Annotated in this window: 18 protein-coding genes, 1 tRNA gene and 2 riboswitches; of the genes, 10 read left to right on the plus strand and 9 right to left on the minus strand. The window is 59.6% G+C overall.

Annotation, left to right across the window (positions count from 1 at the left end; genetic code table 11):
* Positions 1-4 precede the first annotated feature (4 nt).
* Together ANI01nite_RS11785 and ANI01nite_RS11790 are read right to left on the minus strand one after the other, a co-directional pair.
* Positions 5-712, minus strand: coding sequence for a response regulator transcription factor (locus ANI01nite_RS11785; protein WP_038990042.1), 708 nt, complete (start codon positions 710-712; stop codon positions 5-7).
* A gap of 58 nt (positions 713-770) precedes the next feature.
* Positions 771-989, minus strand: coding sequence for a hypothetical protein (locus ANI01nite_RS11790; protein WP_141358185.1), 219 nt, complete (start codon positions 987-989; stop codon positions 771-773).
* Between the two features lie 255 nt (positions 990-1,244).
* Here ANI01nite_RS11790 and ANI01nite_RS11795 point away from each other — a divergent pair, with 255 nt between their 5' ends.
* Both ANI01nite_RS11795 and ANI01nite_RS11800 read left to right on the plus strand, forming a co-directional pair.
* A complete protein-coding gene (locus ANI01nite_RS11795; protein WP_038990235.1) occupies positions 1,245-1,628 on the plus strand; it encodes a cold-shock protein in 384 nt (127 codons plus the stop codon).
* Positions 1,629-1,631: 3 nt separating this feature from the next.
* Complete coding sequence (locus ANI01nite_RS11800) at positions 1,632-2,249, plus strand: DUF3027 domain-containing protein (protein ID WP_066140224.1); 618 nt, start codon at positions 1,632-1,634, stop codon at positions 2,247-2,249.
* A 72-nt stretch (positions 2,250-2,321) separates the two neighbouring features.
* On the opposite strand, the gene serC is transcribed toward ANI01nite_RS11800, so the two are convergent.
* Positions 2,322-3,443: a phosphoserine transaminase gene (gene serC / locus ANI01nite_RS11805; protein ID WP_141358187.1), complete on the minus strand. Its 1,122-nt coding sequence runs from the start codon at positions 3,441-3,443 to the stop codon at positions 2,322-2,324.
* Positions 3,444-3,703: 260 nt separating this feature from the next.
* Between serC and ANI01nite_RS11810 the strand changes: the two genes are divergently transcribed.
* The 4 genes from ANI01nite_RS11810 to ANI01nite_RS11825 all read left to right on the plus strand — a co-directional run bounded on the left by ANI01nite_RS11810 (position 3,704) and on the right by ANI01nite_RS11825 (position 7,565).
* Positions 3,704-4,402, plus strand: a complete 699-nt coding sequence (locus ANI01nite_RS11810; protein ID WP_141358188.1) for an iron-dependent transcriptional repressor DtxR — start codon at positions 3,704-3,706, stop codon at positions 4,400-4,402.
* 104 nt (positions 4,403-4,506) lie between these two features.
* Positions 4,507-4,657: riboswitch (cyclic di-AMP (ydaO/yuaA leader) on the plus strand.
* A gap of 4 nt (positions 4,658-4,661) precedes the next feature.
* Positions 4,662-5,708: a M23 family metallopeptidase gene (locus ANI01nite_RS11815; protein ID WP_141358189.1), complete on the plus strand. Its 1,047-nt coding sequence runs from the start codon at positions 4,662-4,664 to the stop codon at positions 5,706-5,708.
* A gap of 123 nt (positions 5,709-5,831) precedes the next feature.
* A riboswitch (cyclic di-AMP (ydaO/yuaA leader) is annotated at positions 5,832-6,002 on the plus strand.
* Between the two features lie 3 nt (positions 6,003-6,005).
* Positions 6,006-6,839 (plus strand): C40 family peptidase, encoded by an 834-nt coding sequence (locus ANI01nite_RS11820; RefSeq protein ID WP_141358190.1) that lies wholly within the window; start codon positions 6,006-6,008, stop codon positions 6,837-6,839.
* A 231-nt stretch (positions 6,840-7,070) separates the two neighbouring features.
* Positions 7,071-7,565 carry an HNH endonuclease gene (locus tag ANI01nite_RS11825; protein ID WP_038990036.1) on the plus strand — a complete coding sequence of 165 codons (495 nt, stop codon included), beginning with the start codon at positions 7,071-7,073 and terminating at the stop codon, positions 7,563-7,565.
* A gap of 66 nt (positions 7,566-7,631) precedes the next feature.
* On the opposite strand, the gene ANI01nite_RS11830 is transcribed toward ANI01nite_RS11825, so the two are convergent.
* Entirely contained in the window at positions 7,632-8,042 is a 411-nt protein-coding gene (locus ANI01nite_RS11830) for an NUDIX hydrolase (protein ID WP_073706488.1), read from the minus strand.
* 214 nt (positions 8,043-8,256) lie between these two features.
* Here ANI01nite_RS11830 and ANI01nite_RS11835 point away from each other — a divergent pair, with 214 nt between their 5' ends.
* Positions 8,257-9,417: an ROK family transcriptional regulator gene (locus ANI01nite_RS11835; protein WP_255314525.1), complete on the plus strand. Its 1,161-nt coding sequence runs from the start codon at positions 8,257-8,259 to the stop codon at positions 9,415-9,417.
* 119 nt (positions 9,418-9,536) lie between these two features.
* On the opposite strand, the gene ANI01nite_RS11840 is transcribed toward ANI01nite_RS11835, so the two are convergent.
* Together ANI01nite_RS11840 and ANI01nite_RS11845 are read right to left on the minus strand one after the other, a co-directional pair.
* Positions 9,537-9,613, minus strand: a tRNA-Arg gene (locus ANI01nite_RS11840).
* 67 nt (positions 9,614-9,680) lie between these two features.
* Positions 9,681-10,259 (minus strand): hypothetical protein, encoded by a 579-nt coding sequence (locus ANI01nite_RS11845; protein WP_128471405.1) that lies wholly within the window; start codon positions 10,257-10,259, stop codon positions 9,681-9,683.
* A gap of 168 nt (positions 10,260-10,427) precedes the next feature.
* Here ANI01nite_RS11845 and pcrA point away from each other — a divergent pair, with 168 nt between their 5' ends.
* The 3 genes from pcrA to sucD all read left to right on the plus strand — a co-directional run bounded on the left by pcrA (position 10,428) and on the right by sucD (position 15,140).
* Positions 10,428-12,806: a DNA helicase PcrA gene (pcrA, locus tag ANI01nite_RS11850; protein ID WP_141358194.1), complete on the plus strand. Its 2,379-nt coding sequence runs from the start codon at positions 10,428-10,430 to the stop codon at positions 12,804-12,806.
* A 242-nt stretch (positions 12,807-13,048) separates the two neighbouring features.
* The gene (gene sucC / locus ANI01nite_RS11855; RefSeq protein ID WP_038990033.1) at positions 13,049-14,221 is read left to right on the plus strand and encodes an ADP-forming succinate--CoA ligase subunit beta; all 1,173 of its coding nucleotides are present in this window, start codon (positions 13,049-13,051) and stop codon (positions 14,219-14,221) included.
* 16 nt (positions 14,222-14,237) lie between these two features.
* A complete protein-coding gene (gene sucD / locus ANI01nite_RS11860) occupies positions 14,238-15,140 on the plus strand; it encodes a succinate--CoA ligase subunit alpha (protein ID WP_038990032.1) in 903 nt (300 codons plus the stop codon).
* A gap of 441 nt (positions 15,141-15,581) precedes the next feature.
* Here the strand turns inward: sucD and ANI01nite_RS11865 are convergent, their stop codons facing one another.
* The 3 genes from ANI01nite_RS11865 to ANI01nite_RS11875 all read right to left on the minus strand — a co-directional run bounded on the left by ANI01nite_RS11865 (position 15,582) and on the right by ANI01nite_RS11875 (position 21,484).
* On the minus strand, positions 15,582-17,111 hold the full coding sequence (locus ANI01nite_RS11865) for an MFS transporter (RefSeq protein WP_141358196.1): 1,530 nt from the start codon (positions 17,109-17,111) through the stop codon (positions 15,582-15,584).
* Positions 17,112-17,689: 578 nt separating this feature from the next.
* Complete coding sequence (locus ANI01nite_RS11870) at positions 17,690-17,974, minus strand: hypothetical protein (RefSeq protein ID WP_141358198.1); 285 nt, start codon at positions 17,972-17,974, stop codon at positions 17,690-17,692.
* 162 nt (positions 17,975-18,136) lie between these two features.
* Positions 18,137-21,484: a DEAD/DEAH box helicase gene (locus ANI01nite_RS11875; protein WP_141358200.1), complete on the minus strand. Its 3,348-nt coding sequence runs from the start codon at positions 21,482-21,484 to the stop codon at positions 18,137-18,139.
* Positions 21,485-21,493: the final 9 nt, after the last annotated feature.

Raw genomic sequence — 21,493 nt, forward strand, 5'->3', positions numbered from 1 at the left:
GCCGCTAGCGGCGGTCCGGGGTGCGCATCAGGTAGCCGACGCCGCGCTTGGTCTGGATCAGTGCTGGCCATTCCGGGCGGTCCACCTTGCGGCGCAGGTAGGAGATGTATGACTCGACGATCGAGGCATCGCCGTTGAAGTCGTATTCCCACACGTGGTCCAGGATCTGCGACTTGGACAGCACGCGGTTCGGATTCATCATCAGGTAGCGCAGCAGCTTGAATTCGGTGGGGGAGAGATCGATGATCTCGCCGGCGCGGCGGACCTCGTGCGCGTCGTCATCTAGTTCAAGGTCGGCAACGACAATCGTCGCGTTCTCGTCCTCGCCGCTGGCGGTGCGGCGCAGCACGGCACGGATGCGGGCTACGACCTCGTCCAAGCTGAATGGCTTGGTGACATAGTCGTCGCCGCCGACGGTCAGGCCGGTGACCTTGTCATTGGTGTCATCGCGGGCGGTCAGGAACAGCACCGGGAAGTGGCGTCCGGCGGCGCGTAGCTTGCGGGTGATGGTGAAGCCGTCCATGTCCGGAAGCATGACGTCCAGGACAGCCAGGTCGGGTTCCTCGGCCTCGACGGCCGCGAGGGCTTCGCGCCCGTTGGCGGCAGCGACAACTTCGAAGCCTGCAAAGCGCAGGGAAGTGGAGAGCAGTTCGCGGATGTTCGGCTCGTCGTCAACAACGAGAAGTTTTGCCTCAGCAGTTTTTGGACTCATGAATCCCAGTGTGCCGAAGTAGTCTGGGAGTCTCCTGAGCGAATCCTGGGGTAGCTGCTTAGTTTTTCCGGCGCTTGGCGATGTTTCCGAAGACCACGATGGCGGCCAGGATGAATGCAATGGGCAAGCCTACGCGCGCGAAGAGCATGAGCACGGGCGGGATGGCGATCTCCTGGAAATAGAAGACGAGAGTTCCAATTAGCGCCAGGGTGGAAAGGATGGCGATGATGATCGCCAAGCGGGACAGTGCAGTCATGGTTTTGGATGAATCGCTCACGGTACCAAGTTTAGCCGTGGAGCCCGGGCTGGCGGTGCCGAATGCCGAGAACGGCGGGCAAAGATGAATTCCGCGTGCCAGTGATGACATAATCTTAGATAAAGGACTTCAACCGATCCAGCAGATTGAGCACCCGGCAAAAAAGCACAGAAGAATTCCGGCAGTGGCTCCGTTGGATCGAACATATGAATATGCATGGCGCTGAGCCGGCCTCGGCCATGCAGCTTAGTTAAAGAACGAACGAGGTAAATGATCATGCCTAGCGGCAAGGTTAAGTGGTACGAAAAGGCCAAGGGCTTCGGTTTCATCACCGCAGAAGACGGCAAGGAAATCTACGTCAATGCCGCGGCATTGCCCGAAGGCGTGCATGACCTGCGCCCCGGAACCCGATTGGAATTCGGCGTTGCCGAAGGCCGTCGCGGACCGCAGGCGCTGAGCCTGCGCCTGCTGGAAGCGGCCCCATCGGTAGCTCGCGCCAAGCGCAAGAAGCCCGAAGACGAAGCCGTGCTGATCGAGGATCTAATTAAGCTGCTCGACAACGTTTCCAATAGCTTGCGCAATGGGCGTTATCCTGAACAGGCATATGGCAAGAAGGTTGCTACCGTGCTTCGCGCGGTAGCCGACGATCTGGACGCATAAATAATGGCCCGTAAACCCAAGTTGGACACCATCCTCGCCGAAGCAGTGGATGCTGCTCGCGGCGCGCTCGCAGAAATTGCCGGTGCGTCGGAAGTCGGCGAACACCTAGGCGTCACGGCGGAAGGTGAGCGACTTGTCACCCATCGTTTTGTCTCCCAGAAAACGGGATATCAAGGATGGACCTGGTTTGCCACGCTTGCGCGGGTGCCACGGGCCAAGTCCAAGGATCTGACGGTGTGCGAAGTGGGCATCATCGCAGGGGAGCAGTCACTGCTGGCCCCGGCCTGGGTGCCATGGGCAGACCGCCTGGCCAAGGAAGAGATTGAAGCAGCCAAGGCGGCGGAAGCCGCAGAAGCCGCAGGAGACGGGGCTGGATCCGGCAACGAAGCTGAAGCAGCCGAATCCGCGAAGCCGGCGGAGAATCCGGAAGCATCGGAGCCAGCAGCTGAGGCGAAGGACCAGGACGCCGAAACCGAAGCGGTGAATGCCGAGAACGATGATGAGGCTTCGCAGCCGCACAAGTCGCCAGCTCGTCGCCAGGTGCGTCGCCGCCGCACCGCGCAGCGCACGGCAGCCCGCCGCAGGGCAGCGCAGCGCAACCGCACGCGCAAGGAAAGCTAAGCAGCAGCGAAAAAGACCTTCGCGCAACGATGATGAATCGTTGCGCGAAGGTCTTTGGCCTTAATCGGCGGCTTAGAGCTGTTCGATCACGTAGTCGATGCACTTGAGCAGTGCCTCGACATCGCTTGGCTCAATTGCAACGAACGTGGCGATACGCAGCTGGTTGCGACCGAGCTTGCGGTATGGCTCCACGTCGACAACGCCATTGGCGCGCAGCGCCTTGGCAATTGCCGAGGCATCGACCGAGTCGTCGAAGTCGATGGTGGAGATGACATTCGAGCGGTGCGCCGGGTTGGCAACATAGGGCGAAGCGACGTCGGAAGCCTCGGCCCAATCACGGATCTTGCCCGCCGATTCCGCGGTGCGCTGCGCTGCCCACTTCAGGCCGCCGTTGGCATTGATCCACTTGATCTGTGCGTCCAGTCCGACCAGGGTGGTCAGCGAGGGGGTGTTGTAGGTCTGGTTCTTCAAGGAGTTATCCAGCGCGGTCGCCAGGTTCAAGAAGTCCGGGATCCAGCGGTCGGTTGCCGCGATTTCCTCGATGCGGGCAATGGCAGCAGGGGAGACGAAGGCGAGCCACAGGCCGCCGTCCGAGGCGAAGTTCTTCTGCGGAGCGAAGTAGTACACGTCGGTTTCGGCCAGATCGACATCCAGGCCGCCGGCGGCGCTGGTTGCGTCAATGACTACCAGCGCATCATCATTGGCGCCAGGAAGGCGCTTGATTGGGGCCGCAGCGCCGGTGGAGGTCTCGTTGTGCGGCCATGCGTAGAGGTCTACGTCGGCTTCGGCGACTGGCTCGGGAACGGTGCCCGGCTCGCCGACAATGATCGAGGAAGGCTCCAGGAACGGTGCCTTGTCGGTGGCCTTGGCGAACTTCGAGCCGAATTCGCCGAAGGACAGGTGCTGCGCCTTGGAGCGGACCAGGCTGAATGCTGCGGCGTCCCAGAATGCGGTGGAGCCACCTACGCCGAGGAGAACTTCGTACCCTTCGGGAGCGTTGAACATTTCCTTCAAGCCGTCCTGAACCGAAGCGACGAGGTTCTTGACCGGAGCTTGGCGGTGGGACGTGCCGAGCAATTCGGGGCCGGCATCGACGATGGCCTGGATCTGTTCTGCGCGGACCTTGGACGGTCCTGCGCCGAATCGACCATCGGCGGGCAGAAGATTTTCTGGAATGTTGATGTCCGTGCTCATCGCGCTCCTCTTGTAGCGATAGATTGAAGTGCCATGTCGGCCACTATTACCCGTGGTTCGGAATATTGATAGATAGCCTTGGCGTTTCAATAGCTATCTTCGCAAATAGCGGGGGGTCGTGAGAAAAGCGCGTCGGTCGGTTACGCCGAAGGCTTGGCGGGTTACAGAGCTTTCTGTCGCTCCAACCAAGTAGAGTGGGGTATTGACGCCACGTATTTTTCGAGCGAACTTATTTGTTGTGACTTCCAGGAGCGGCTGCTGTGTCTGATCTTATCGATACAACCGAGATGTATCTGCGTACCATTCTTGAGCTTCAAGAAGAGGAGATCGTGGCACTGCGTGCCCGAATCGCAGAGCGTCTTGGCCACTCGGGCCCGACTGTGTCGCAGACGGTTGCGCGCATGGAGCGCGACGGCCTGGTTATCGTATCGACCGATCGCCACCTTGCGTTGACCGAGAAAGGTCACGAATTGGCCACGGGCGTGATGCGCAAGCATCGTTTAGCGGAGCGCCTGCTCTCGGACATCATCGGCTTGGACTGGGAATACGTGCACGATGAAGCGTGCCGCTGGGAGCACGTCATGAGTGAGCGTGTTGAGCGCCGGCTCTTCGACCTACTTGGCAAGCCAACCGTGTCGCCATATGGCAACCCGATGCCGGGTCTGGAAGTCCTCGGTGGCCCTAATGTGGGCGAAATCTCACATGAGGTCGAGAATTTGGATGATGCGCTGTTGTCCGGAAACGTCGGCCCGGTGGCGATTGAGCGTCTGGCCGAACCGATCCAAACCGACCCAATCCTGCTCGGACAACTGAACGAAGGTGGAATCCGCCCGGGTGCGATTGTCACCTTGGAGCGCGCCGACGACTACGTTGTCGTGCGTGTGGATGGCATCGAAGGCGCGCTGGAGCTGCCGGTTGAGGTCAGTGCCCACGTATTTGTAAAGTCCCTGAAAAGATAACGAAATTGTAACTTTCGGCGTTGACAGGTAGCGTTAATCATCGAAGCTAGCGAACTAGCTAGCTCTATCCATTTCTGGTGCGACCGCCTAGTGTTGCCCTGCGCCAGAAACGGTCACCAAATCTTGAGGGCAATAACGGGGGACCCACTTTCCGGCGTGCAAACGTCTTGGGGTGAAGTTCTGCGTGAAGCAGGCCGGCTGATTCTCTGTAGCCGAACCCGACAGCTAACTTCGTAGGCGCAACAGTGAGAGGAATGTTTTGGTAGAAACCAAGACTGCGGGACGTCGCCGCGCTGCCGACGTTGAAGTAGATGTGATTGCAGAAGTCACCGCTTCGACGATCGAGCGCACCGGCGGGCGCCGGGCAGCACGAGCTGCTGCCACCGTCCCGATGATTGCACCGGTCAAGCCGGTCCATGCAGATTTTGTTGGTCGACGCTTCGACTCCATGCAGCGCTACGGCGTTGCGCCTAACCAGGCCCTGCTTGCAGGCAAGGACACCGCGAGCAATGTCGTTGCCTTGCCAGGAGCTGTTCAAGCGACTCCGAGCACCCCTGCAGCGGTTGAGGCTGCAGGCAATGTCGCATTCATTTCGAGCCTGAAGTCGAAGGCACAGAAGTCCACCCACCGCGGCTTCGCCCACAAGGTGGCAGCTGTCGCCGCAGTTTCGGGCTTGGCGCTGGCTGCCGTAACCCCGCAGCTTTCGGGTGGTGCGGGCGAGAACACGGCTGGCGAGATTGCCGCTCAGCGCACCGCCACTTCCGCAGTTGTGGATGTCAAGGCGCCAACTGCAAATGCGGAACTGTCCGTCGAACGCGCAGCCTTGACCTCGGAGCTGAACCCCGAGGTTGCCAAGGAAGAGAAATTCGCCGAGGTCATGACCGCCTCGGGCGGTAGCATCACGGCTATCAAGGACACTTCGGGTCTGCTTGCTGCGCCAGTTACTACGCAGCGCATCACCTCTTCGTTCGGGCACCGCAAGAACCCAACCGGTCCTGGATTCATGATCCACAGCGGTACCGATTACGGTGTGCCGAGCGGTACCAAGGTGTACGCGGCAGCTGACGGCGTAGTGACCGTATCCGGCTGGGCCGGGCACTCCGGCAACCGGATCACGCTTGACCACGGCAACGGCCTGGAGACCGGTTACAGCCACAACAGCAAGCTGGTTGTGAAGGTCGGTCAGAAGGTTAAGCGCGGTGACGTCGTTGCATTGGCTGGCAGCACCGGCAACTCGACCGGACCTCACGTGCACTTTGAAGTGATCGTTAACGGCCAGTTCAAAGACCCAGCAGGTTGGTTATAACGACGTTCGTCACCATTCCGTGATCAAAACGTGACATTTCAAAAAACTTCCTATAGTCTTGTATGCGTGCCATGGGGATCCCTGGGCATCATTGCGTGAGAACCGAGCACTGCCAACACGCAATGAGTAGTTATACACAACTCGTACGGCAGTGGCGGGGGAACCAATATCGGGTGGTTAGTTTTGGCTGACAACCCTAGGGGTGAAGTGGATAGAGAAGGCAACTTCGAATCCACCGAGGTAACTCCACTTCGAACCCGACAGCTTACCTCGTAGGTATCAAGGAGAGGCAATACTTTGACCAAGAGTCATGCACGCGGACGTCGCCGCGCCGACGTACCACGCACTAATTCGCTACAGGCGATTTCACAGGCCGTAGCATCCAACGCTGGCTCGGTGGGACGCCAGGCAGCCGTTGTCGCAGCAGCATCCGGCTTGATCGTTACTCTCGGTGTGCCAGGTCAGGCAACCGCACCACGTGACGTTTCCGCAGCGCCTGTCGACACCATCAACCCAGAGCGTGTCGCAGTCAAGGCAGTGAAGGTTGCTGCCGACAAGAAGGCTGACGTCGAGATCGAGCGCGCTAGCTTCACTGCTGAAGAGAAGCCAGAGCCAGTTGTCATCGCAGTTTCGAATGACATCACCCCGACTACCCGCAACAGCAACTCGGGCAGCTCGGATTCGATGGCACCAATGACTCGTCAGAGCCGTTCGGGTGGACAGGAATCGGCTCCGCAGCAGCAGCAGCAGGCCCAGCCAAAGGCTGAAACCAAGGTTCAGACTTCCAACCTTTCGGGCATCGCAGCAACCGCTGCCAAGTACGTTGGAGTTCCATACGTATGGGGCGGCAACGGCCCAAGCGGCTGGGATTGCTCCGGCTTCGTCAAGTACGTCTACGCACAGCACGGCATCAACATTGCTCGCGGCACCTCGGCCATCCTCGGATCCGGCCAGTTCGTTCGCACCAGCAACCCTAAGCCAGGCGACCTGGTATTCCAGAACGGTGGCGGCCACGTTGGCATCTACCTCGGTGGCGGCCAGATGATCGGTGCGCAGAACCCAACCGTGGACACCATGATCCACTCGGTTTCGCGCAACCCGCTGTACGGCTACTACACCTTGGCTGGCTAAGCACGAAAACTTTTCATAGGCCATCGGATGAGAAAGACATCCGATGGCCTATGTTCGTTTAATCAGATGAACTATGGGCGTCAAGGTGATGAAAAGAAGACAATTTCTTGGCGAGATACCCACCAATAACCGAAAGCATCGCATAGGCTAGCGCTTAGAGACACTCCGAGCAGAACGCGAGCTCCATCAATGCCAGATGGTAGCCATCGGTTCATGAAGGTAGTACGAGCAATGCGAACATTGGTATTAAACGCAGGATACGAGCCACTGGCAGTAGTGACGTTCCGTCGAGCGCTAGTGCTGGTCATGACCGAGAAAGCGAGCATCGTCCTCCAAGACGATCTCGCACCCGTTCGCAGTTCTCAAGGAGATTTACCGCGGCCAACTGTCATCGTGCTGAAACGCTATGTACGACGCCCCTACCGGGACATGCAACATGTCACCCGTAGGGGCGTTTTACGTAGGGACTCCTTCACCTGCGCCTATTGCGGCAAAGCAGCCAATACGATTGACCACGTGATCCCGCGCAGCAGGGGCGGGCAGAACACTTGGGAGAACCTCGTGGCCGCCTGCCTGCATTGCAACAGCCGCAAAGCGGACAAGATGCTCTCGCAGTTGGGATGGCAATTGCGCATTACGCCGCATCGTCCACGGGTTGCCGGGCATCTGGTTTCGGGACTGCAGCATGTTGACGCGGCGTGGGACGAATACCTGCATGCTAGCTAGCTGCTAGCTGCTAGCTGCTAGCTGCTAGCCGCTGGCCCAGCGGCCTTCAGCTAGGCCGTGTGGGACCTACTTCTTGCTTCGCTCGATTGCTAGCGGCAGGACGTGGTCGCGCAGCAGGGGAGCTATATCCTCGCGTTCCAACGCGGCCTGCGGGTCGATCCAGAGCAGCTCTTCCAGTTCTGCCAGCGGGGCGAGCTCGCCATGGAAAGCCGCACTGTACAAAGATGCGTGGATCGAGGTGTCTTCTTCGTTGGCTGCTGGCCCGATCCATTCGCCGTCGAAGCGCAGTTCGTCAGCGGTGAAGCTCAGCCCCAGTTCTTCGCGAATTTCTCGAATGATAGTTTGTAACGCGGATTCCCCAGGCTCCGGCTTGCCGCCAGGTTGCATGAACATGGTTGTCCCGCGCTTGCGTACGAGCAGGATTTCTCCATGGTTGTTGATTAAACAGGCCGCTGAGATCGTCAAATTTTTCTTCACCAAAACACAATATCGCGTGTTTATATGAGTTAGAGATGGTAACGTGCTTAATTGGATCTCCAACGGTTTTAGTTCTAGTTGATCAAGGTTAATTTACTCGCAGTATCTAACCGCGGTATTGATGACTACCGAAAACATTGGAAATGAAAGATCGATCCATCAAATTTACAGATCTATGGAGCAATAAATGCGACGGGGTACAAATCTAGGGCGCTTGGGAGACTTCAACCAAGCCGTAATTCTCGAGTCGATTCGACGGGCACCGGAAGGAATCAGCCGCGTTGAACTGGCCGGTTCGACTGGCCTGTCGCCGCAGACCATTTCCAACGTTGTCCGCCGCTTGCTGGATGACGGAATCGTTCGAGAAGACCGCACTATCGTTTCCGGCCCAGGCAAGCCTCGCACCGTACTGGAGCTCGAAGGCAACCGTCTCGTTTCCATTGGCATCCACCTAGATCCTAGCGTGTTGACCTTTGTTGCGATGAACCTGCGCGGTGAAGTCCTGCGCGAACGCAGCATCGAAGTTCCCAACCTCGAAGTTGCTACCGAAACTGTCCAGCTCATGGCAACCACCGTCAAGGAGCTCATTGCTGAGATCCGCGTGCCAAAGAAGCACATTGTCGGCGTCGGCATTGCAGTTCCGGGTCCAGTAAACGTCGAAGAAGGTGTGGTGCTGAACCCGCTGCGCAAGCTGTTGCGCCTGCAGGTCATCATCGAAAAGGACACCATTGCCTCGGCAGTTGGCGAACTGTGGCAGTCCAAGGAAGAGAAGAACAACGACTTCGTCTTCATCTACTGCGGACACGGCTTCGGCGCTGGTCTCGTGTTCAACGGCGACGTCCACCATGGTGCGAGCAACAACGCAGGCGAAATCGGCCACTACTCGACCGGTCGCAAATCTGTGGCCTGCGAGGAATGCGGTGCAGATGATTGCCTCGCCGCAGGCACCTCCTACGAATTCATCGCCGCCCAGGCCAAGGAGCGCGGTCTGGAACTGCCGAGCTTCGAAATCGTTGGTCCGGAACAGCGCGCTGCCGGCATGAACCGCCTCTACGAGCTGGCCCATGAAGGAAACAAGGTCGCCAAGGAACTGGTCACCGAGATCATGATCAAGGTTGGCGAAGTTGCCGGCCAGCTGGCCAACTCGCTGGACGTGCGCGAAGTTGTCTTCGGCGGACCGCAGTGGGAAAAGGTGCGCGAACTGGTCGATGATCAAGTCCAGGATGCCATTGGCCGCCGCTTCGCCTTGCGCGGAGTGCATGAAATCGAGACCCGCACGTCCGAGCTCGGCTCCAACGTCGGTGCCATCGGTGGCGCTTGCGTAGTCATGGATGCCTCGCTGTCTCCGAAGGCGACCGCACTGCTGCTGCGCTAAGCAACAGCCAACTTCAAGCACTGAGGGTACGTTCCGCATGGAACGTACCCTCAGTGCTTGCTGCCGTAGCAACGGCAAAAGCCTTGTTCCCAATCGCAAGACTGGAAACAAGGCTTCAGTGGTGCCCCTGGCCGGAATCGAACCGACGGCCTACCCTTTAGGAGAGGGTCGCTCTATCCTACTGAGCTACAGAGGCATGGGCGTGAAAACACCAACAACACTATCTTACTAGGGCGTGCTGGGCGTAATTCTCACGCCACGGCTCAGGCCGTGCCTTCGCGAATCGCAAGCATTTTTGCCTTGAGCGCACGATTGGCACGAAGAGCCCCCAGACCTATGACAAGACCGGCGGTGATGACCAGCAGTGCCCAGCGGATCGTCGTGAGGATCGATGCCAATACGACGGCTCCACTGCTCAAGTCTCCAGTGAACAGGGCATCAATGGCGAAGTTCTCCCAGATATCAATGGCCGCGAAGCCCAAGGGGGCAATCCAGGCCAGCCAACGCATCTGGCGGTTGGGAATCCAGCGGATGAACAACAGCATGGAGAACACTGCGGTAAACATCGGGAAGAGGAAACCCGCGGTCTTATGCAGGTAGTTGAGCTGGCCGACAGCGTCATCATCCATGGCGCCGCGCAATGCTTCTATATCGCTGGTCGTGTAGCCGAAAATCCGCTGATCGGGCATCGACAGCGAATCACTGAGGTCCTTCATCTGCACCATCGTGAGCAGATGGTAGTACGCGAACAAGGCAACGCATACGATCAAGCCCACCGAGATGAGCAGCATCGGGTTTGACTTGTTCTCGTGGGAGGTGCTCTGCACCTTGCCTGGCCCCATGCTAGGACCCTGCGACTGGTTCGGCTGCTCACTGAACTGCGCAGGCTTGCGATACTCTTTGCTTTTCCTGACCTTTTTTGCCATATCTTCTATTATGCCCGGCGAGCTATGCGGGCTTTCCCGCGCTCACTGAAAAGTGTCCGGCGCTCCACGTAGACTGGCTACATCATGGATTTCCTTTTTGATGATTTCGCCCCGGATTCCGCACAGCAGGCCATGCCCACTGCCGAGGAGCTATTGGTCGGCATGAACCCGCAGCAGGAAGAAGCAGTTCGCTATGCCGGCGGACCATTGCTGATCGTGGCTGGCGCTGGTTCCGGAAAGACCCGTGTGCTGACGCACCGCATTGCCTATCTCTTGGCGACCGGACGCGCTCGGCCGCACGAAATCCTGGCGATCACCTTCACCAACAAGGCCGCTGCCGAGATGCGCGAACGAGCCGCTGAGCTCATCGGCGACGAGCAGGCGAAGAAGATGTGGATCTCGACGTTCCACTCTTCATGCGTGCGTATTCTGCGTCGCGAAGCGGCCACCATTGGGCTGAAATCCAACTTCTCGATCTACGACTCCACTGATTCGCTGCGCCTGATCACCTTGGTCGCCAAGTCCTTGGAGATCGACCCGAAGCGCTTCACTCCAAAGGCAATTGCGCACAAGATTTCCTCGCTGAAGAACGAGTTGATTGACGAGGAGGACTACGCGGCAACGATCAACACCAATGATCCGTTCTCGCGTGCCGTGTCCGAGGTCTACCGCGGATACACCCGCCGCCTGCGCGCCGCCAACGCCATGGACTTCGACGACCTGATTGGACAGGTCGTCTACATGTTCCGTGCCTTCCCGCGACTGGCCGACAGCTACCGCCGCCGGTTCCGCCATGTGCTCATTGACGAATACCAGGACACCAACCACGCACAGTATTCGCTGGTGCGTGAGCTCACCGGCGCCGAAGGCGACACCGTGCCTGGCGAACTGACCGTGGTCGGCGACTCGGACCAGTCGATTTATGCCTTCCGCGGTGCCGACATCCGCAACATCGTCGACTTCGAAAAAGACTATCCGAACGCGGCAACCATCAAGCTGGAACAGAACTACCGTTCCACCCAGACCATTCTGTCGGCCGCCAACGAGGTCATCAAGCGAAACCCCGACCGCAACGACAAGAAGCTGTGGACTGCCAGCGGCGACGGCGAGAAGATCACCGGATATGTCGGCGAATCCGAATCCGACGAAGCACGCTGGATTGCTGAAGAAATTCTGCGTCTGAATGATGACGAGGATGTCCGCCCGGGCGACGTGGCAATCTTCTACCGCACGAACGCCCAGTCGCGTGCCTTGGAAGAGCAGCTGATGCGCGTGGATCTGAAGTACCGCGTCGTTGGCGGCACCCGATTCTACGACCGCAAGGAAATCAAGGACGCGCTGGCCTACCTGCGCGCCCTGGTGAACCCGGACGATGACATCAACGTCCGCCGCATTCTCAATGAGCCCAAGCGCGGCATCGGCGACCGTGCTGAAGGCGCCGTGGCGGCGCTGGCTGAACGGGACCGGATTTCCTTCATGGAAGCCTTACGCCGTTCCGACGAGGCGCCGGGGCTGGGAACCCGCGGAATCAAGATGACCGCAGCCTTTGTCTCCATGATGGATGACTTGAAGACCGTGGCGGAGGGCTCGGGCCCGGCAGAAGCCCTTGAAGCGGTGCTTGAGCAGACCGGATACCTGGAAACTCTCCGGCTCTCCTCGGATCCGCAGGATGAGTCGCGTGTGGAGAACCTCGCCGAACTGGTTGCCGTGGTCCGCGACTACGTGAACGAAGAACCTGAAGGCGGCCTCGAAGGCTTCCTGGAGCGCGTGGCTCTCGTCGCAGATGCCGACCAGATCCCGGAGGCGCCCAGCGATGACGAGGGAGCGGCCATGGCCGCGCAGGAAGGCATGGTCACCTTGATGACCCTGCACACCGCCAAGGGCCTGGAATTCCCGGTGGTCTTCCTGACCGGCATGGAGCACGGCGTCTTCCCGCACCAGCGTTCCATGACCGACGAAAAGGAACTCGCCGAAGAGCGCCGCTTGGCCTATGTCGGGCTGACCCGTGCCCGCGAACGCTTGTACCTGACGCGCGCCGAGCAGCGCAGCCTCTGGGGACAGGCCCAATACAACCCGGCGAGCCAGTTCCTGGAAGAGGTGCCGAACGAGCTCATCGACTGGAAACGCGAGGGCTCTGGCGGTGGAATGGGCTTCGGTTACGGTAACGCAGCGGTGAATTTCGCCACCAGCAGATATGACCGCGGCAGCCATTGGGGTGCAGGTTCGGCGTCGCCGCAACCGGTGCGCGGGCACAACGCCGCTCCGGTGTCCAAGAAACGCGTCGTGCAGAACAAGGACATCACCATCCCTGAAGTCGGGCAAAGCGTCAAGCATTCTTCGTTTGGCTTGGGAACTGTTATTGCTTTGGAAGGTGCAGGAGACAAGACCGTGGCCAAGGTGCAGTTCCCGGACTCTGAGAAGCGGCTTTTGCTGCGCTATGCACCGCTGGAAATCGTGGACTAGCCTGCAGGCGTTGACTGTTTTACACGTCACATCTTGATGCTTCCCGACTGGGTTTTCAGGTTTCTCTACATGCTGTAAAAGTGGGAAGTTTGCGAAAGTCGGGATAGTCTGAGAGGTGCGCACGGGCTACGGCGCCTTACGACGTCCCGGTAGTTGCGGTGCGCTCTCTATGGCATGGCATGGATTTCGGTCTGTGGCCGTGCCGCGAGTCAGCATGAACTTCGAACGAAGGACACAAACCCGTGGACCTGTATGAGTACCAGGCGCGCGATCTATTCGAGGCACACGGCGTTCCCGTGCTTGCCGGTATCGTCGCTTACACCCCGGAAGAAGCCAAAGCCGCAGCTGAGAAGATCGGCGGCGTTGTAGTAGTTAAGGCACAGGTCAAGGTTGGCGGCCGTGGCAAGGCTGGCGGCGTCAAGGTCGCTAAGACCGCCGACGAAGCTTTCGAGCACGCTTCCAACATCCTCGGTATGGACATCAAGGGCCACACCGTAAACAAGGTCATGATCGCTCAGGGCGCCGACATTGCCGAGGAATTCTACTTCTCGGTACTGCTGGACCGTGCAAACCGCAACTACCTGGCAATGTGCTCGGTAGAGGGCGGCATGGAGATCGAGCAGCTGGCTGAGGAGCGCCCAGAAGCTCTGGCCCGCGTTGCTGTTGATCCGCTGGTTGGCATCGACGCCGACAAGGCAGCAGAGATCGTCGCCGAGGCAGGCTTCCCAGAAGAACTGCGCGGCAAGGTTGCAGAAACTCTGCAGACCCTGTGGACCGTCTTCAAGGAAGAGGATGCCACCCTCGTTGAGGTCAACCCACTGGTGAAGACCGGTGCCGGCGACATCGTTGCGCTGGACGGCAAGGTCTCCCTGGATGACAACGCATCCGAGGTTCGCCACCCAGCTCACGAAGAGCTCGAGGACAAGGGCGCAGCCGATCCTCTGGAATCCAAGGCAAAGGCCCTGGGCCTGAACTACGTCAAGCTGGACGGCGAAATCGGCATCATCGGCAACGGTGCAGGCCTGGTCATGTCCACCCTGGACGTTGTCGCCTACGCAGGCGAGAACCACGGCGACGTGAAGCCAGCGAACTTCCTGGACATTGGCGGTGGCGCATCGGCCGAGGTCATGGCCAACGGACTTGACGTCATCCTGAACGACCCACAGGTCAAGTCGGTCTTCGTCAACGTCTTCGGCGGCATCACCGCATGCGACGCTGTCGCAAACGGCATCGTCGGCGCGCTGAACACCCTGGGTGACGCAGCGAACAAGCCACTGGTTGTCCGCCTGGACGGCAACAACGTTGAAGAGGGTCGCGCCATCTTGGCCGAGGCCAACCACCCGTTGGTCACCCTGGCAGCAACCATGGATGAGGGCGCCGACAAGGCTGCCGAGCTCGCCAACTCAGCGAAGTAAGAGGGATTAGCGAACAATGAGCATTTACCTGAACAAGGACTCCAAGGTCATCGTCCAGGGCATCACCGGCGGCGAAGGCACCAAGCACACCGCCCTGATGCTCAAGGCTGGCACCAACATTGTTGGCGGCGTGAACGCCCGCAAGGCCGGCACCACCGTGACCCACGGTGACCAGGACATCAAGGTTTACGGCACCGTGGCTGAAGCCAAGGCCGAGACCGGCGCAGACGTATCGATCGTCTTCGTGCCACCTAAGTTCACCAAGGACGCAGTCGTTGAGGCTATCGAGGCCGAGGTCGGCCTTGTCGTAGTCATCACCGAAGGTGTTCCAGTGCAGGACTCCGCTGAGTTCTGGGCTCTGGCACAGTCGAAGGTTGACGCCGACGGCAACCAGATCACCCGCATCATCGGCCCTAACTGCCCAGGCATCATCACCCCGGGCGAGGCGCTGGTTGGCATCACCCCGAACAATATCACCGGCAAGGGCCCAATCGGCTTGGTTTCCAAGTCCGGTACCCTGACCTACCAGATGATGTACGAACTGCGCGATCTGGGCTTCTCGACCGCAATCGGCATCGGCGGCGACCCAGTCATCGGCACCACCCACATCGACGCCCTGGCTGCTTTCGAAGCTGATCCAGAGACCAAGGCCATCGTCATGATCGGTGAAATCGGTGGCGACGCCGAGGAACGCGCTGCCGAATTCATCAAGGCCAACGTCACCAAGCCAGTTGTTGGCTACGTGGCTGGCTTCACCGCTCCTGAGGGCAAGACCATGGGCCACGCAGGCGCCATCGTTTCCGGTTCGGCTGGCACCGCCCAGGCGAAGAAGGAAGCCCTGGAAGCTGCAGGCGTCAAGGTTGGCAAGACTCCTTCGGAGACCGCCCGCCTGCTGCGCGAAGTCTTCGCAGCTCTCTAAGCTGACGCTGGAGCAAAGCTGATTCCCGGGTTTCATCCGGGAACAAACGGCCGCCGCTTCTCCTGAATTTTTCAGGAGCCGCGGCGGCCGTTTCGCATTAACCCGAGAAGCCGTGGCCTGTTCTGGGCACGGGCGGGCCGGATAACCAGCCGGAGTGAACCCCTGAGCCCGAAGACCCCGGACTTCAAGAAGAATCCGAATGCCGATGAAACGCCGCCGGCTGCCATGCCATCGACCGGCCCCAAGCAATGGCCAGGTGCGTTGCCCGGTCTACCGGTCGCTTGGGCGTTATCCGGCGCAGAATCCATCGACCTGCGCCTGCAGCATGCAAGCCCTGCTATGCGGGCTGCTGGCGGTTCTGCCGGGTAGGACAACGGTGGGGCTGGTCCTTTGCAGAACCAGCCCCACCATCGTCAGATCGCCCTTTGAGCGGTAACTGGCCTAGGACTTGGCCTTCTCTGCTTCAATCTCCTGCTGGTAGGTTTCCTCCAGAGCAGGAACCTGCTCGAAGATTTCTTCCACGTCCAGGTCAGGGTTTTCTTCCTGGGTTGCAACCAGCTCTACTGCTTCTTCCTCGGTGGCCACCGAAGGCAGCGAACCCGGAAGCGGCCTGCGTGCGGATTCCTTCAAGAAGCACACGGCGATGATGCCGGCAACCGACGTTCCCATGACCCAGAAGGCAGGTGCCAGGGAAGAATTGGTCATGGTGACCAGAGCCTGCATGATGAACGGTGCGAAGCCGCCAAAGATGGCTACCGCGAAGTTGTACGAGATGCCCATGCCACCGTAACGCGAGGCGGTGGGGAACAGGGCTGGCAACGACGAAGCCAGGTTGGAAACGTAGAAGACCACGGGGATGGCCAACAGGGCAAGGCCCGTCAGCGTGGACCAGATTTGTCCATGCATCATGAACAAGAAGGCTGGAATGGCCAGGACAACTGCCGAGCCGGAGCCAATGAACAGGACCTTGCGGCGGCCTATGCTATCGGAGAGCATGCCGGCCAGCGGGATGCACAGGGACATGCCAACCAGAATCGGCAGGGTCAGCAGGTTGCCGTGCACCGGATCGTATTTCAGGGTCTCGGTCAGGTAGGTAGGCATGTAGCTGGTCAGTGCATAACCTGCAGTGTTGGCGGCCGAGACCAGCACGAAACCGGTCAGCAATTCGCGCCAGTAGGCCTTGACCAGGTCGATGACGCCCTTCGGAGCATCGGCGGAGTTCCGCGCGTCGTCGCTGGCGCGGTTAGCGGCTTCCTGGGCTTCCTTGAAGGCAGGAGTGTCTTCAATCTTGGAACGGAACCACAGTGCGATGACGCCGAGCGGAAGAGCGACCAGGAATGGAATGCGCCAGGCGAAGCCTTCCATGACATCTTCGCTCAGGGTCAGCTGGAGAATGGAGACAAATGCGGCGCCCAAGGCAAAGCCCATGTAGGAGCCGAGGTCCAGCAGCGAGGCGAAGAAGCCGCGGCGCTTATCCGGAGCGTATTCGGTAATGAATGTAGTAGCACCGGCGTACTCGCCGCCGGTGGAGAAGCCCTGGATCAGCTTCAGCACGACGAGGAGAATTGGCGCTGCTACACCCCATACCGAGTAGTCCGGAAGGATACCGATGCCGAACGTGGCCAAAGCCATCATGAGCAGGGTGAAGACCAGGACCTTCTGGCGTCCTACGCGGTCGCCTAGCTGGCCCAGAATCACGCCGCCAAGCGGGCGGGCAACGAAGGTCACGGCGAATACGCCTAGGCTGAACAGGGTTTGGATGGCAGGGTCTACCGTGTCAGGCATGAAAAGCTTGCCGATGATCACTGCGAGGTAGCCGTAGACACCTACGTCGTACCATTCCATCAAGTTGCCAACGACGGTGCCGCCGATGGCTTTCTTGAGCATCGAATCGTCGACAACGTTGACGTCTTCGACCTTCAGCCGACGTTTTCTGCGGAACCGTGGCTTCCGTGAGTTTCGTGCTTCCATAGTTTCACTCCTCATATCTTTCCTGATCTTGTCCCGGTGCCGGCGACCATCCTCGTCCACAATGTTGAGGAGCGAAATTTCTGCTCCTTGAAGCTGGTTGCGGCCGCCGTGTGACTCGTCGAAATCGATAGATTTCTACTCAAAAATCCGGTCAAAAACCGGCTTTGAGCGATGAAACGCTTAAGCGGACAATCGTTAAGTTTACCAAAAATTAGATTAATTCCCTGATCGAGAGGCTCTCTTGAGCCAATGCGGGCCCGGGCAGATAGCCAGATCGCGGACGTGCCGACCGCCGATTAGCCACGGAAGCATAGGGCAAACGGGCGATCGGCGAAGGCTCGGATCGAACTGCCCGAAAAACTCAAACTGTGGCGAAGGACTCGGTCCGCCACGGGGTGGAAAACGGAGAATCTGAGCGAAAACTCTGTTTCTGAAGCCGTGGATCCAGGGGGGCAAGCAGGGGCTTCAGACGGCAAGAATCCCGTGAGCTGTTCATCCGCGCCCGGCACCGTCTCTGCCGGACGCAAAAATGCCCCAAGGTCGCCGGTAGGCAGCTTGGGGCATGAAGTCGAAGCAGGCTAGCCGCGTAGGCCGGCTGCAGCTTCGGTGTCGATCCTGAGGAATGAAGAGCCGATGGCAGCGAAAGCCCCCGGGATCAGGAGCATCCGGTGCTTCGGATTGTAGAAAATCTCTTCGAGAGGGGAAGCCAGGACCCTGCGGATCTTTTCCAGGAGCCGGTCATTCTCCAAGGACAGGCGTTCCTGCTTGGTTTCAATCACCACACGATCTTTGTCGATACTCACCGATGCGCTCATCCAGTCGTCATCGGGGGTACTGAGAGTCTCCGATTTAATCAGGGACACGGATATTACCGCCTTAGTCGTTCGTATCACCCGGACGAGGAGCCGCCCGGGTCCTAGCCCGACGAGCGCACAGTGTGTGGCGCAGCGCACAACGTCGGACATTTTGAATATACAGGGTTTTGCTGACAGCCGCCTGCTAAGACGGCGGATTTAATCAACCTGTTACTCAAGCAGTCCTCGGATGTCTTGGGCGGTCAAGGCCTTGGAGAATCCATCGGCCTCATCCATCACCGTCGAAATCAGCTTGCGCTTGCTTTCCTGCAGTGCCACAACCTTCTCCTCGATGGTGCCCTGGGAAATCATCCGGTACACCATCACCTGCCGAGTCTGGCCAATGCGGTGCGTGCGGTCGATCGCCTGGGCTTCAACGGCCGGGTTCCACCACGGATCCAGCAAGAAGCAATAGTCGGCTTCGGTGAGGTTCAGGCCGAAGCCGCCGGCCTTCAAGGAGATCAGGAAGAGCGGTGCTTCGCCTTCCTTGAACTGCTCGATGACCTTGGAACGGTTGCGGGTATTGCCATCGAGGTACACGAACCTCACGCCGCGCTCGGCCAGCTTGTCGGCCAGCACCTTCAGGTATGAGGTGAACTGGCTGAAGATCAGCGCGCGGTGGCCTTCGCCCACCACGTCATCGAGCTGGTCGAAGAGAGCTTCCAGCTTCGAGCCGGGGATATCCGACAGTTCCGGATCCACCAGGGACGGCTCAAGGGCCAGCATGCGCAGGTGCGTCAGCGACTGGAAAATGGTGAAGCGGTTGCGATCCAGGTCCTCCACCAGGTGCAGGATCTTCTGGCGTTCGCGATTCAAATGCGTGTCGTAGACATGCTGGTGCTCTTCGGACAGGCGCACCAGAATCTGCTGCTCCTGCTTGGCTGGAAGATCCAGCACCACCGATTCCTTCGTGCGGCGCAGCATGAACGGCTTGATCCGGCGCTGTAGCAAGGCGAGGGTTTCCTTGTCGCCCAAGACCTCGATGGGCCGGGCGAACTGGCGATTGAAGCGCGTGGTGTTCAGGAACAACGCCGGAGCAACCAGCGACAGCAAGGCACCGAGCTCGGACAGGTTGTTTTCCATCGGGGTACCGGTGACTGCCAACTTGAAATTGGTCTGCAGGTTCACGGCGGTCCTGTGCGCTTTGGTGGATTTGTTCTTCACGAACTGCGCCTCGTCGAGGATCAGGCCGGCAAAGCGCTGGGCTTCGTAGATCTCGTCGTTCAGGCGCAGCAGGGTGTAGGTCGTGAGAATGACATCGTAGTCCTGAGCGAGTTCCTGAAGCTGCCGCGGTGACGGCAACGTGCCCTCGACGCTGACGACCCGCAGGGAAGGGGCGAACTTGTTGATTTCCATTTCCCAGTTGGACACCACCGAGCTCGGGGCAACCACCAGGAACGGCAGGCGGGTACGCTGGGCTGCCGGCAATTGGGCGCAGGCCTCGGGATCCGCCCAGAGCTTGTGGGCGTGGAGCATCAGGGCAATCGTCTGAAGGGTCTTGCCCAAGCCCATGTCATCGGCGAGGATGCCGCCGAATCCGCCCTCGTACAGGCGGGAAAGCCAGTGGAACCCCTCCACCTGGTAGGGACGCAATTGGGCATCCAGCGTGTTCGGAACCTGGGCATGGTGGGCCTCGGCGACCTTGAGCAGCGAACGCATGCGTGCGATGAACAGGTCAGCGCCGTCGATGCCTTCAGCCATCTCGTCCAGTTCTTCGAACATCGAGATCTGGAAGACCGTCAGCTTCAGGTCTCCCTCCTTCGGCTTGTCGTTCATCGCCTGGGCTTCGTCAACCAGCGCCTTGAGCTTGGCGAACATCGGGTGGTTCAGCGAGAACCAGGTGTTGTCCGGCAGACGGAGCTTCATCTGGCCATTGCTCATGGCCTCGACAATCTGCGAGAAGGGAACCTCATGGTCGCCTACGGTGATCAGCAAGCCGAGATCAAGCCAGTCGGTCCGTTCATGATTCACGGCATTGATCTTCAGCTGGGGGAGTTCACGCAGCTGGCAGAAGGTCGGCCGGGTGCCCTGCTCGACGAGCTGGACCTCCGGAAGGCGCTCCAGCGCGGGCAGGATCTCGGTGACGAAATCAATGGTGTCATCGCGTGCGTAGAACTTCGGCGACAGGTTGGGGTTGCCGGCTTCCTCATGCTCCAGGAACACCTCATGCACGGCGGCCTGGAGCAGTTCCTCGGCCTCCACGTCGTACACTTCCTGGTCGCTGGGGATCCCCGGGTAACGGATCTGGAAGTCCAGCGCGGCGGTATCGTTCGGTTCCTTGTTCTCGTTGAATTCGCGCTTGTAGACCACGGTGGCGTGCACATAGGGAGGTTTCAGATCCGGCAGGACCAGCTCGTCGCTGACGCTGCGCAGCTCGAAACGGCGAGCCAGGCGAGGGTAGGAGGATTCGAAGAAGTCGTTGATCTCCGGTGCGGGCACGGTGACCGGGCGGCGGTCGATATACCAGCGGCGGTGCGCGTCGGGAACCGGCTCGGTGCTTGGAGCCAGCCAGATTTCATCGGGCTGGGCCATTTGCGCATAGAAACCATGCTCGGCGATGACACCGCTGGGTGCCTCCGGATCAAGCACGAGATCCTGCCCGGCGATGTGCAGGACACCGTCCAGCTGCAGCTGCTGCTCATCCAGGGAGGCCTGCATGCTGAAGCTGGCCGGATCAACGATCCGCACGCGCTGCTCGGAACGGGTGGTGATCAGCGCAATGCCCAGCTCGCCAGCCTGTTCGAGCAGCGGCCAGAGCAGCTCGGAAGCGTACTCGTCCAGGAACAGCCAGTCTTCGTCCACCTTGAACTGCAACTGGCTGTCGCTGCGGGCCATGGAGGCGAAGCGGGTGAACCAGTGGTGCTGTGCACGCAGCAGGTTCCAGCCGTAGGTCTTGAAGCCCAGGGTGGTCCAGCGCAGCTGGCCGCGCACCCAGCGGCCTTCAGCATTGCGGACCATGGGGCGCACGCCCAAGCGGAAGCGCTTGTTGCGGGTCGGGTGCGGGATGGTCCCGGTCGGCATCCACTGCTGCTGCTGGGTGGCGTCCTTCGAATCGAAGAGCAGGAACTGCAGCGCCATCGGCACCACCGGATCGTGCTGCGAACCGAGCAGCCCGTCGGCCGGGCCCGGCTCGGACTCCTCGAACCATGAATCGATTTGCTTTGACCACACGGTGTCCGGCTTCTCTTCAGGGATCGGCAGTGGGCGAGGCTGGGAGGCGATCTTATTGGAGGTAATGGCCAAAGCCGCGATATGAGAGCAGATGCCTGGCGTGTCGCAGGTGCACTCGCAGGATTCGATCTTCCACTCGCCACCCTCCAAGCGGACCTGGATCATCGGAGAGTATTCTTCGCCGGAATCGGTGACTGTGCCCTCGATCTGCCTGATGCTTTCATCGAATTCCACGTCAACCACGGAATTTGCTTCTGCGGCCAGGTTCTTTCCATAGAAGAAAGGAACGTTGCCCAGAAAAGCCAGTAAATGGCGGGCGTCAATGGTTGGTGGAACAGATTCAGTCATCCTCTCATC

The organism is Glutamicibacter nicotianae, assembly GCF_006539525.1.
GTDB classification, from domain to species: Bacteria; Actinomycetota; Actinomycetes; order Actinomycetales; family Micrococcaceae; genus Glutamicibacter; species Glutamicibacter nicotianae.

Coding starts and splice junctions, on each gene's coding strand:
- ANI01nite_RS11785 (WP_038990042.1), bottom strand. CDS start 712: ATGAGTCCAAAAACTGCTGAGGCAAAACTTCTCGTTGTTGACGACGAG.
- ANI01nite_RS11795 (WP_038990235.1), top strand. CDS start 1,245: ATGCCTAGCGGCAAGGTTAAGTGGTACGAAAAGGCCAAGGGCTTCGGT.
- ANI01nite_RS11800 (WP_066140224.1), top strand. CDS start 1,632: ATGGCCCGTAAACCCAAGTTGGACACCATCCTCGCCGAAGCAGTGGAT.
- serC (WP_141358187.1), bottom strand. CDS start 3,443: ATGAGCACGGACATCAACATTCCAGAAAATCTTCTGCCCGCCGATGGT.
- ANI01nite_RS11825 (WP_038990036.1), top strand. CDS start 7,071: ATGCGAACATTGGTATTAAACGCAGGATACGAGCCACTGGCAGTAGTG.
- ANI01nite_RS11845 (WP_128471405.1), bottom strand. CDS start 10,259: ATGGGGCCAGGCAAGGTGCAGAGCACCTCCCACGAGAACAAGTCAAAC.
- pcrA (WP_141358194.1), top strand. CDS start 10,428: ATGGATTTCCTTTTTGATGATTTCGCCCCGGATTCCGCACAGCAGGCC.
- sucD (WP_038990032.1), top strand. CDS start 14,238: ATGAGCATTTACCTGAACAAGGACTCCAAGGTCATCGTCCAGGGCATC.
- ANI01nite_RS11865 (WP_141358196.1), bottom strand. CDS start 17,111: ATGGAAGCACGAAACTCACGGAAGCCACGGTTCCGCAGAAAACGTCGG.
- ANI01nite_RS11875 (WP_141358200.1), bottom strand. CDS start 21,484: ATGACTGAATCTGTTCCACCAACCATTGACGCCCGCCATTTACTGGCT.